Source organism: Saccharothrix sp. (genome assembly GCF_031180885.1).
Lineage (GTDB): Bacteria > Actinomycetota > Actinomycetes > Mycobacteriales > Pseudonocardiaceae > Actinosynnema.
The window spans coordinates 178,439-190,662 of sequence record NZ_JAPSLK010000007.1 but is presented as its reverse complement, the minus strand read 5'-3'; the positions used below and the strand labels follow the sequence as shown (position 1 = coordinate 190,662).

The following is a 12,224-nucleotide window of genomic DNA, read 5'->3' as shown; positions in this document are numbered from 1 at the left end:
TTCCGACTGGACAGCGACACGGCGGCGGTCCCCTGCGCCGGGGACCGCCGCCGTGTCGTGCGAAGACCCGCTACCGGAGCTTGTACGCGCGAATCAGGGTGTGCTCGAACGTGTTGCCCTTGCTGTCCGCCCCTGCACCCGCAGCGAGGCGTACGCGCCCGCCGCCGCGGCGTTGCGGACCATCGCGGTGCGGCCGAGCACGGGAGCCTCGGACCACGTGCGACCGTCGTCGAAGGACGCTTCGACGCGCAGGCGCTGCAACCGCCCGTTGTCCCCGCCCTCCTGCCGGCTGATCACCAGCGGCACCGGGAGCAACCGGCCCGCGACGACCGCGCCGTCGGCGTCCAGGTCCGGGGTGAAGCGGACGACGGTCAGCGGCAGGGCGCGCGGCGTGTCCCCGGGCGCGGTGTCGGAGCGGAACGTCCATGCCGCGTGGACCCGGGTGGTGAACTCGCTGACCTCCCTCGGCCGGGAACTCTCCGCCTCCAGCCGGTAGTCCGCCGCCCCCGGCGGCACGGGGAACACCCCGATGCCGGGCAGCGGCGTCTCGCCCACCTGCTCGCCGTTGCGGTACAGCGTGGTCCGGGACGTGCCGGTCAGCGAGTCGCCGCGGTTGCCCGCGCCGTCGCCGAACAGCCACAGGTCGGCCACCACGAGGTCGCCCGTGCGGAACAGGTAGGGCGACGACGAGTGCGGCGGGGTCGGGCCGATGACCGGGAAGCCGAACGACTCCGCGTACCGCCGACCCGGCCGGTAGGTGCGGGCCGGGCCGATCAGCACCGTGTCCGGCGCCTCCGGCGTGCCCTGGAGCAACTGCCAGCGCCACCTCAGGCCCGCCGCCAGGACGTGGTCGACCGCGCCGCCCGAGGCCTCGACCGCGCCGCCGAGCCCGTAGACGCCGTCGGCGGTCGTGGCGTTGCCGGAGTGCCGGCCGATCCGGCCGGGTGCGCGCGGGCCGAACGCGGTGCCGACCTCGGTCAACTCCCTCTTGGAAGGAGCGCGCACGAACCCGGTCGGCGCCCGGCCGCGCTCCTCCCACGCGAGCCGGTAGGACACCGGTTTCCCGTCGACCGGTGCGCCGGCGAACTCCGTGCCGATCAGCACGCCGTACTGGTCCGCGGGCAGCCCCGGGCCGCTGTTGCCCAGGGCCATGTCCGCGGAAAACCCTTGCGTGTACGCGAGACCCATCAGGGACATCGTGTCCTGGTAGCGCCGGCCGAACACGATGTAGCCCAGTCCCTGCTTGGCGGCCTTCTCGGGCGGTGCGATCTTCACCGGTGCCGCCGTGCGCGCGTCGAAGACCACCTCGGTGTCACCGGAGACCGTGATGTCCGGTCGCAGCAGCACCGTCGTGCCGGGCTTGTCGTAGCGGTGCTCGGACACGGCGGTGTAGACGCCCTTGGGCACCCGGACCGTGACGTCGCCGTCCGCGTCGGTGATCAACGTGAACCGGTTGTCGCTGACGCCGAGGAGCAGTGCGGCGTAGTCCGGCTCGGGGTTGCCCGACCGGTCGAGCTGGGTGATCCGGACGTTGTAGCTCTCCACCTCGCGGGTGATGCCCACGGGCGTGCTCAGCACCACGTCCGCGCCGCTGCGGGCCACGACCAGACCGGAGTACGGGCCGTCCGCGGCACCGGACTTGGCGTCGCCGGTCACCACCACCGCCGCTTCGCCGCCCGCCGGCACGGTGACCGTGGCCGGGGTGACGGTGAACAGGCCCGCCGGGGCGGGTGTGCCGTCGGGGTTGCGCACCTCGGTGGTCAGGTCGAGGGTCACCGGCGCGGAACCCGCGTTGCGGTAGGTCAGCGCCTTGCTCAGCGGCACGTCGTCGTCGTGCGGCCACTCCTGCACGCCCAGGGAGGCGCTCGGGGGCGACGTGGTGAGCGTCGTGGTCATGGCCTTCGCCGCGTCGACGCGGCCGGAGCCCTGGTCGAACACCGTCAGGTCCGGGTTGGGTTTCGCCGCGGCCATCAGCGCGGCCTTGAGCCGATCGCCGGACCAGTCGGGGTGCTGCTGGGCGAGCAGCGCGGCGGCGCCCACGACGTGCGGTGTCGCCATCGACGTGCCGGACATGGCGTGGTGGTCGGCGGGACCGGCGCCCGGCACGCCCCGGGACTTGGCGGCCACGATGTCGACGCCCGGCGCGGTGATGTCGGGCTTGATCCCGCCGTCGCCGACGCGCGGGCCGCGGCTGGAGAAGAACGCGATCTCGTCGTCCCGGTCGACCGCGCCCACGGTCAACGCGGCCTCCGCGCTGCCCGGCGAACCCACGGTCTCCGCGCTACCGCTGTTGCCGGCGGCGACGACGAACAGCGTGCCGTGCGCCGCGGACAGGGTGTTGACCGCTTCCTCCAGCAGGTCCACCTCCGGCCCGTCGGTGCCGCCGAGGCTGACGTTCACCACGTCCGCGCCCTGCTCGGCGGTCCAGCGCAGGCCTTCGAGGATCGCGGACTCCGTGCAGCCGGCCTGTCCGCACACCTTCGCGTCGAGCAGTTGCGCGCCCGGCGCGACGCCGCGGTACTGGGTGCCGTTGCTCGCGATGGTCGCCGCGACGTGCGTGCCGTGGCCGATGGTGTCCGTGGCGTCGGGGTCGCTGGTGAAGTTCCGCTCGGCGACCTCCCGGCCGACCAGGTCGGGGTGCCCGCCGTCGACACCGGTGTCCACGACGCCGACCCTCACGCCCACGCCGGTGTACCCGGCCGCCCACGCGGCGGGCGCGCCGATCTGCGCGACGCTGCGGTCCAGCACCGGCCGGCGCACGCCGTCCAGCCAGACCTTCGCCACGCCGGGGGCGGTCAGCAACGCCTGCCAGTCGGCACCGGACGCCTTGACCGCGGTCGTGGCCACACCCCGCACGGTCGGCAACTCCCGGTCGACCCGCAGCGTGCCCAGTGCCGCCGCCCGGTCGCCGGAGCGCGTGACGATCAGCGGCACGCGGTCCCGGCGCGCGTCGTCGTAGCCCGCCTCGACCAGTCCCGTGACGTCGAACAGCCGAGCGTCGAACCGGCCTTCGGCGAGCGGCCGTGCGGCGTCACGCGGGAGGACGTGCAGGTGCCCCTTCCGCTGGAAGACCAGGTGCCCGACGCCCTCCCGCCCGGCGCCCGGGGTGATCGACGCGACCCGATCCCCGTCCAGCACGACCCGATCCCCGCTGACCAGCGTGACGACCCGCCTCGCGCTCGCGGTGTCGTGCGCACCGCCCGCGGGCGCCGCCATCGCCGGCAGCGCCACGGTGGCCGCTACAACCCCCAGCACGAGCACCGCGGCAGGCCACGCCGTGCGCCTTCGTGATCCAGAACCCGACACGAGGTCCTCCCCTTCCCTCCGGCGCGCTCCGCTGCGCCGACCGGCTCGCCAGGCTAGGGATTCCGCGTTGTTCACGGTCAGGACCGCGGTGCTGAACAACGTTCTCCGGACAACGCGAAAGGCCGGTTCAGCGCGCGCTCAGCGTCGGCTCAACGCGTCCCTCGATGCTGTGGCGGCCCGTGATGTCGACAGAGGGGACGGGCCGATGGCGGTGCACTGGAGGCGTTGGCTCGCCGTGGGGAGCGCGGTGGGTGTGGCGGGCGCGCTCGTCGTGGGCGGTGTGTCGGTCGCGCAGTCCCCGGCCGGCACGAACGTGTCGACGTGCAACAACCCGGTGCTGAACAAGTCGCTGGCCGAGTGGGGCTCGTTGCGCGGCGCGGCGCCGGTGCGTGAGGCGGTCACCGACCACCAGTCGGCGAGGTTCGCCTACGCGCAGAAGAACAACTCCGTGGTGAACCCGTCGCTCTACCTGCCGCAGCAGCCCGTCAAGGCCGGCGAGCGGTGGACCTTCGGCTACGACCTCGGGGCCACGCAGGCCGGCCGCGCGCGCGTCGAGGTCGACTGGTACTCCACGCCCGAGGGCGACAACTCGGGGTACCTGGGCCACGTCGACGGCGCCTGGGTGTCGTTCGGCACGACCGGGTGGACGCGGGTCGCGGCGCAGTTCACCGCCCCGGCGGGCGCGGTCCGCGCGAACGTGCTCAGCGACCACGAGTACTCCGCGACCGGCGCGACTTTCCGCGCCACCGCGTGCGACTACCGCGCCGGCGCGCACACGCCCACCGACCCCACGACAACTACGACCACCGACCCGACGACGACCACCACCACGAGTCCGACGACCACCACGACCACCGCGCCGCCCGGTGACCAGTCGCAGGCCGCCGTCCGGTACGGCTGGGGTGCGCCGCTGCCGATCTCGGACGAGTTCGACTACACCGGCCCGGTCGACCCGGCCAAGTGGTCGGTGCCCAGCGGCACGGTCGGCGGCACGGCCGGCTGCTGGGAGGGCCACGCGGGCAACGGCCGGCGGTGCGCGAAGAACTCCGCGGTGGCCGGCGGGATCATGACGATGACCGGTGAGGCCAACGGCGACACCGGCTGGCTGCGGCAGAAGCTGGACCGCCAGTACGGCAAGTGGGAGATCCGGTCCCGCTCGCGCAACACCGGCGCGTCCGGCGGCCTGTACCACCCGCTGCACCTGATCTGGCCGACGTCGGGCCGGCGGCTCGTCGACGGCGAGTACGACTGGGTCGAGTACGCCAACCCCGACGCGCAGTGCCTGTCGGCGTTCCTGCACTACCCGAAGAGCCCCAGCGACGACAAGGTCTACCGCGAGACGTGCCCCGTGGACATGACGCAGTGGCACAACTTCGCCTTCGAGTGGTCCCCGACCGCGCTGGTCGGCTACGTCGACGGCACCGAGTGGTTCCGCCTGTCCGGCGGCGCGGGTCCGGGCGGTCGCGCGGACCTCCAGGCCATGCCGTCGGGTCACCTCAACATCCAGCTCGACAACTTCACCGGCGCCGGCGGCCTGCGCCCGGCGGTGTTCGAAGTCGATTGGGTCCGCACCTACGCCTAGGTCCTTCGCGATGACCTGTGCGCAGGCGTCGCCATAGCGGGAGGTCGCTGCCGTGCACCCTCGTCGGTCTTTCCCCCTCATCAGACTGTGGCCGAGACCGGCGCGCTCCGGCGACCGGGCACCGGGCGATCCGGGTTCGGGCGCCAAGGGCCTGTCGGCGCTCCTGATCGTGGCGCTGCTCGCGAGCCTCACGCAGGTCGTGGCGGCCGTTCCCGCCGTCGCCGAGACCCCGCCGGCGCCCCCGGTGGAGGCGTGTCCGCCGGACCGCCCGGACCCGGTGTCGGCGGTGGTGGCGGCGCGGTTGTGCGGCGGCCGGGTCGGTGTGCGGTCGCAGACGTCGGAGTCGGCGTTGGTGTTCGCCAACCCGGACGGCACTTTCACCCGTGAGCAGCAGACTCGGCCGGTCCGGGTGCGGCGTGGCGAGGACTGGGTGCCGGTGGACACCCGCCTGGCGTTCGAGGACGGCGCGGTCACCCCGCTCGCGGTGCCGCTCGCCATGCGGTTGTCCGCCGGCGGTGACGGGCCGCTGATCACCATGACCGACAACGGTCGCGAACTCGCGGTCGGCTCACCGGTGGGCACGTTGCCGCGCCCGGCGCTGGACGGCGACACCGCTGTCTACCCGAACGTGCTGTCCGGTGTGGACCTCCGGATCACCGTCGACGCCAACGGGTTCTCCGAGGTGCTGGTCGTGCGTGACCGGCAGGCCGCGGCGAACCCGGCGTTGCGGGGCCTGCGGTTCCCCACGAGCACCAAGGGATTGGTGCTGCGCCCGGGCCGCGACGGCGTCACCGAGGCGGTCGACGAGAAGCAGCCCGACCCGGCGACCGCGCACGGCGCGAACCAGCCGGTGTTCACCTCCTCGGCGCCCCGCATGTGGGACGCCACGGGCGCGCCGGGTGTGAAGACCACATCGAGACCGGGGGCGGTGCGCGAGATGCGGGCCGAGCTGAAGGGCTCGGACCTCGTCGTGACACCGGACCTGGACGCGTTGCTGGCCGACCCGGCCACGAAGTTCCCGGTGTTCATCGACCCCGGCTACACCTCCACCCGGCACTCGTGGAGCTTCGTCGACTCGGCGACCCCGGGCACGTCGTACTACAACGTCGCCCAGGACGCCGAGATCGGCAGCGCGAACAACGGTGCCAACCGGCGCCGGTCGTTCTTCAACATGCGGCTGGACGGGTTGTCCGGGCAGAACGTCGTCTCGGCCACCTGGAACCTCCAGCAGACCTGGTCGGGCAGTTGCGACCCGCGGCCGTTCGAGGTGTACCGCACGAACTGGATGACCTCGTCGTGGACGTGGGCCTACCAGGAGACGCCGTCGAACGTGGTGTGGACCAACACCTACGGCGGCTTCAAGCCGCTGGTCGCCACGGTGGACTCGGCGAAGGGGCACTCGGCGGCCTGCCCGGCGGGGCCGGTCCCGGTGGACGTGACGAGCGCGGTCCGCTTCGCCGTCGGCGAGGGCTGGACGTCCGTGTCGTTCGGCGTCCGCACCCCGGCGGCGCACGAGAACGACGCCACCTACCACAAGAAGTTCGACAACAACCCGACCATGAGCGTCACCTACGGCGCCGTGCCCGCGGTCTCGGCGCCCTCGACGGTGCCGGCCACGTCGTGCCTGACCGGGACGGGACGACCGGCGATCGCGTCGCTCACCCCGACGCTGCGCGCGACGGTGACCAGTTCCAGCGGCGGTGACGTGCGCGCCCGGTTCGCCTGGCAGCGCGTGGACGGCACGGCGGTCGGGGAGGTGACCACCGAGCCCGGCGCCTCGGGCTCGGTGCTCGCCACGGCGGTCCCGGCGGGGCAACTCACCGAAGGCACCGCCTACGCGTGGCGCGTCCGCGGTGTCAACGCGGTGGGAGAGGGCGCGTGGGGCCCGTGGTGCGAGTTCGTGGCCGACGGCGGCGCGCCGGGCGTGCCGTTCGTGTCCTCGTCGCAGTACCCGGCGGACGGGAACTGGCACGGCGGCAGCGGGCAGGCCGGGACGTTCACGTTCACCCCGGCGGCGGGCACCGGCGACCTGGCCGGGTTCGTCTACTCGCTGGACACCGACACCACGTCGACCACGCTGGCCGCGACCGGGACCGCCACCGTCACCCTCACGCCGTCGCAGGAAGGCGCCCGCACGCTCACCGTGCGGGCCAAGGACCGCGCCGGGCACCTGTCCGCCCCGAACACCTACCGCTTCAACGTCGGCCGGGCCGGCCTCGCGCAGCCGCAGCCCGGGACCACCGCGGTCAAGCGGATGAAGATCGCGGTCACGAGCCGGCCCGGCTACACGCGGGCCACCTTCCAGTACCGGCGCGGCCCCGGCGCCCCGGAAGCCGACATCCCCCTGGTCAACCTGCGCACCGCCGCGGACGCCCCGATCGCGGCGACCCGCGTGGCGCTGGCCGACCTCGGCGGGCACGCCGTCTGGACCGCGGTGGACACCCTCGGCGCGGTCGGCGGCGTGGTCGAGGTCCGCGCGAAGCTGTTCACCGCCAACGACACCGACCCCGCCTACGACACCGCCTGGGTGCGCGTCACCGTCGACCCCGACGGCGACGCCGCGGCGGACACCGGGATCGGACCCGGCTCGGTCAACCTGCTCACCGGCGACCACACCCTCGACGCGACCGACGCCGACGACCTCGGCCTCACCGTCTCCCGCACCGCCTCGTCGAGGCAGCCGCGCGACGGATGGCTGCCGCAGGGCGAACGGCTCAGCCCCAACCAGCGGCACGTCACCACGGACACGACCGGGTTCGGGCCGAGCGACACGACCGCCGCCCGCTCCACCTCCCGCGGCCACGACCACAGCACCGACTCGCTCGTGATCACCCCGGTCTCGTCGTCGACCAACGCCTACGCCAAGCAGGGCGACACCTTCGTCGACGTGGGCGGCGACTTCGGCGGTCTGCGACTGGGCATGCAGCCCGGCAAGTCCTACCGGTTCACCGGCTGGATCTACGTGCCCGCCGCGAGCGGCCTGACGCTGCCCGCGCCCTACGGGCAGCAGCGCGGTCTGCGGCTGGTGCCGTTCACCAAGACACCCTCGGCCGGCTACCAGGCCACGCCGAGCGGCCCCGCCACCTACACCGACGGCTGGCAGCAGCTCAGCGTGGACTTCACCGTCCCGCCGGACGCCACCGAGGCGTTCCTGCGCCTGTACAACGGTTTCGCGCCCGGCTCCGGCAAGAAGGTCTACTTCGACCACCTGTCGTTCACCGAGATCGTCGCGCCGTTCGGCCCGCAGTGGCGCGGCGGCGCGGCCGGCGGTGAGGGGGCGGGGGAGTACACCACCCTGGAGTTCCCGGAGGCCAACCTCGTCAAGGTCAACTCGCTCGACGGCACCTGGACGACGTTCTCCCGGCACGCCGACGGCACCTTCACCCCCGAACCCGGTGCCCAGGCCCTGACGTTGACCAAGGTCGACGACGGCACCTACCGGCTCAGCGAGGCCGACGACGGCACCGCCGAGTTCACCAGGCAGGGCGACGTCTGGACGGCGACCGCGCACTGGACCGCCGACGCCGACTCGACCACCCGCACCACCTACCAGACGGGCAACGGCCGCGCGCTGCCCAAGCGGGTCGTCAACCCCGTGCAGCCCGGTGTCGGCGACTGCGCGGCCGCCACCCCGGCCCGGGGGTGCGAGGTCCTGGAGTACGACTACGCGACGACCACCACCGCCACCGCGACCGGGCTCGGCGACGTGGTCGACCGGGTCCGCGCGGTCAAGCTGTGGACGTGGGACGGCACGGCGATGACCGCCGTCGACGTCGCCCGCTACCGCTACGACGGCGCCGGGCGGCTGCGCGAGACGTGGGACCCGCGCATCACCCCGCTGCTCAAGACGACCTACGACTACGACACCGAGGGCCGGGTGACCACGCTGTCCCCGCCGGGGCGGCAGCCGTTCCACTTCGACCACGGCACGGCGCCCGGCGACCCCAACGCGGGCAGGCTGCTGCGCGTCCGCCGGCCCGCGCTCGTGCCCGGCACCCGCGACCAGGTCGACGGCGAGACCGCCACCACCGTCGTCTACGGGGTCCCGCTGACCCGCGCCGCCGGTGGCCCGCACGACATGGACTTCGCGTCGGTCTCCCGGTGGGCGCAGACCGACCTGCCCGCAGACGCCACCGCGGTCTTCGGCAGCCAGGACCCGCCCCCGGCCACGCCGGGAGCCGACGGCTACCGGTACGCCACGGTGCACTACCTCAACGCATCCGGGCAGGAGGTCAACGTCGCCACCCCCGGCGGGCACATCGACACCACCGAGCACGACCGGTTCGGCAACACCGTGCGCACCCTGGAGTCGACCAACCGCCTGCTGGCCCTGGGCGAGCTGCCCGACGCCGCCCTCCTCGCCGGCGAGCTGAACCTGCCCGCCGACACCGGCGAGCGGGCCCGGCTGCTGTCGAGCACCAACCGCTACAGCGCCGACGGGCTCGACCTGGTCGAAACCCTCGGCCCGGTCACCGCGATGGCGCTGGCGAAGGACCTGGTCGACCCCACCGGCACCCGGCCGACGCTGCCCGCCGGCACCCAGGTCGTCGCCCGCGCGCACACCGTCAACACCTACGACGAGGGCAAACCCGACGGCGCGAACTACCACCTGCTGACCACCAGCCAACAGGGCGCCCAGATCACCGCCGGCTACCCCGACGCGGACGTCACGATCGACCGCACCGGCTACGGCGCGGAGAAGGGCGGCACGTCGGGGTGGCGGCTGAAGAAGTCCACGTCGTTCCTCGACGACACCGGACCGGGCGGGCTCAACCTGGCCACCCACACCGTCTACGACGACGCCGGCCGCACGACCGCCGACTGGGGCATCGACACGAACGGCGCCGATGCCCGCACCAAGGTCAACGTCCACTACACCGCCGGGCCCAACCCGGCCGACGCGGCGTGCGGCAACCGGCCGGAGTGGGCCGGGAAGCTGTGCGTGCGCCGCGCCGCCGGGGCCGTCACCGGTCACGACCCCGCGCGGATGGCCACGGACCTGCCCGTCCACCGGGTCGAGTCCTACCACCGCTTCGGCGGCGAAGCCGTCGTCACCGAGACCGCCATGGGCCGCACCAGCCGCACCACCACCACGTACGACGCCGCGGGCCGCACCCTCACCGTGACGACCACCGCCGACGACGGCACGCAACCGGTGCCCGCGGTGACCACCGAGTACGACCCGACCACCGGCGCCGAACTGCGCACCCGCACCCCCGACGCCGTCATCACCGAAGAACAGGACACCCTCGGCCGACCGCTGACCTACACCGACGCCGACGGCGCCACCACCCGCACCGAGCACGACCGGCACGACCGGCTGACCAAGGTCACCGACCCGTCCGGGTTCCGCACCTACGCCTACGACCGCACCGTGGAGCCACGCGACCTGGTCACGTCCCTGACCGACTCCACCATCGGCACCTTCACCGCCCGCTACAGCCCCGACGGGCAGTTGGTCGAGCAGACCTACCCCGGCGGCTTGGTGCGCCGCGACCGGCTCGACGCGTCGTTCTCCCCGGTGCAGCGCACCTACAGCCAGGACAACACCGTCGTCTACGCCGAGTCGGTGGTGGAGAACTCGCGGTCGCAGTGGATGTCCCACACCCACACCGGCGGCTGGAAGACCTACGCCTACGACGGCATCAGCCGACTGCTGCGCGCCGAACAACGCGACCCCAGCGGCGCCTGCACCACCCGCACCTACACCTACGACAACCGCACCAACCGCACGGCGAAGCACGTCTTCCACCCCGGCCCCGACGGCGCCTGCAACACCGACGGCCCGGACACCACCACCACCACCCACACCGTCGACACCGCCGACCGCCTCACCGACCAGGGCGTCACCCACGACGCCTTCGGCCGCACCCTGACCACCGCCGACGGCTTGTCGCTGACGTACCACGCCAACGACATGGTCGCGAGCCAAACCCAAGCCACCAACCGCAAGCGCTGGACCCTCGACCCCGCGAACCGCCTGCGCGCCACGCACACCGACGCCGGCGGCGAGGGCGCGTGGACCACCACCGGCACCAGCACCAACCACTACGGCGACGACTCCGACGAACCGTCGTGGATCGCCGAACCCGGCGCCGTCACCACCCGCATGGTCTCCGGCCCGGACGGCGACCTGGCCGCCGTGGTCAGCGGCGGTGAGGTCAAGCTCCAGCTCGCCGGCCTGTTCGGCTCGGTCGTGGCCACGACCGACCTGGCGGTGACCGAGCCCGAGCTGTTCGACTACGACGAGTACGGCCTGCCCGCGGCAGACCAGCCGACCAACCGCTACGGGTGGCTGGGCGCGAAACAGCGGTCCGGCGACACGCTCGGCGGGACGATCCTGATGGGTGCCCGGGTCTACAGCCCGGACCTGGGGCGCTTCCTCACCGCCGACCCGGTCGAAGGCGGCTCCGCCAACGACTACGACTACGTCTACGGCGACCCGGTCAACAAGCTCGATTTGGACGGCGAAGCGCTCTGGATCCCGCTGATCGTGGCCTGCGTCCGGTTCTGCGGGCACATCGCCCGAGGGGCCGCCGCGCTGGCCCGGGCGGCGTCCCGCGCGGCGCCGAGGTTCGCGCGCAAAGCCCCGCGCCGCTCCGGTTGCGGGCGCGGGAACTCGTTCGCCCCGTGGACACCGGTCCTGCTGGCCGACGGCACGGCTCGTCCGATCGGTGAACTCGCCGTCGGCGACCTGGTCGCCGCGACGGACCCCGTCACCGGCGAGACCACCGCCCAGCCCGTCCTCGACGTCATCGTGGGGTACGGCGACAAGCACCTGGTCGACATCGACCTCGACGCCGCGGACCCGGACGTCCTCACCGCCACCGCCGGCCACCCCGTCTGGGTGCACGGCGAGGGCTGGGTCCTCGCGGAAGACCTGCGCGTCGGTCACCGGCTGCACGGCCGGGGTGCGGTCACCGGGGTGGTCGACCGCGGGATCACCGCGCACGCGCTGGTCTACAACCTCAACGTCGCGGTCGTCCACACCTACGTCGTCCTCGTGGACGGCGTCGAGGTCCTGGTCCACAACTGCAACTTGCCGAAGATGTTCCGGAACGCGCCCAGGAAGCAGGGCGTCTACGTGATCAAGTACGGCAAGAAGGAGGCCTACGTCGGCCGGTCCCGCAACATCCACCGGCGCATGCACCAGCACAACAGGAGCAAGTACGGGAGGCTCAAGGGCGCGACCAGCGTCCGGTACTACAAGGGCGGCAACCGGAGCCACCTGCGGATGCGGAAACTCGAACAGGGGATCCAGAACAGGTACCGCGCCGCCGGGGTCAGGGTCCGTGGTATCAACGGCTTCAGGCGGTACGCGCGGCGCTTCTGACGG

General features: G+C 73.1%; 3 protein-coding genes. 2 read left to right on the top strand and 1 reads right to left on the bottom strand.

Annotated features, from left to right (window positions below; genetic code table 11):
* Window positions 1–93: 93 nt before the first annotated feature.
* On the bottom strand, window positions 94–3,261 hold the full coding sequence (locus tag RIN75_RS12760; protein WP_309112077.1) for a S8 family serine peptidase: 3,168 nt from the start codon (window positions 3,259–3,261) through the stop codon (window positions 94–96).
* A gap of 250 nt (window positions 3,262–3,511) precedes the next feature.
* Between RIN75_RS12760 and RIN75_RS12755 the strand changes: the two genes are divergently transcribed.
* Together RIN75_RS12755 and RIN75_RS12750 are read left to right on the top strand one after the other, a co-directional pair.
* Window positions 3,512–4,888, top strand: coding sequence for a glycoside hydrolase family 16 protein (locus RIN75_RS12755; protein ID WP_309112076.1), 1,377 nt, complete (start codon window positions 3,512–3,514; stop codon window positions 4,886–4,888).
* 169 nt (window positions 4,889–5,057) lie between these two features.
* On the top strand, window positions 5,058–12,221 hold the full coding sequence (locus RIN75_RS12750) for an RHS repeat-associated core domain-containing protein (protein ID WP_309112075.1): 7,164 nt from the start codon (window positions 5,058–5,060) through the stop codon (window positions 12,219–12,221).
* Window positions 12,222–12,224: the final 3 nt, after the last annotated feature.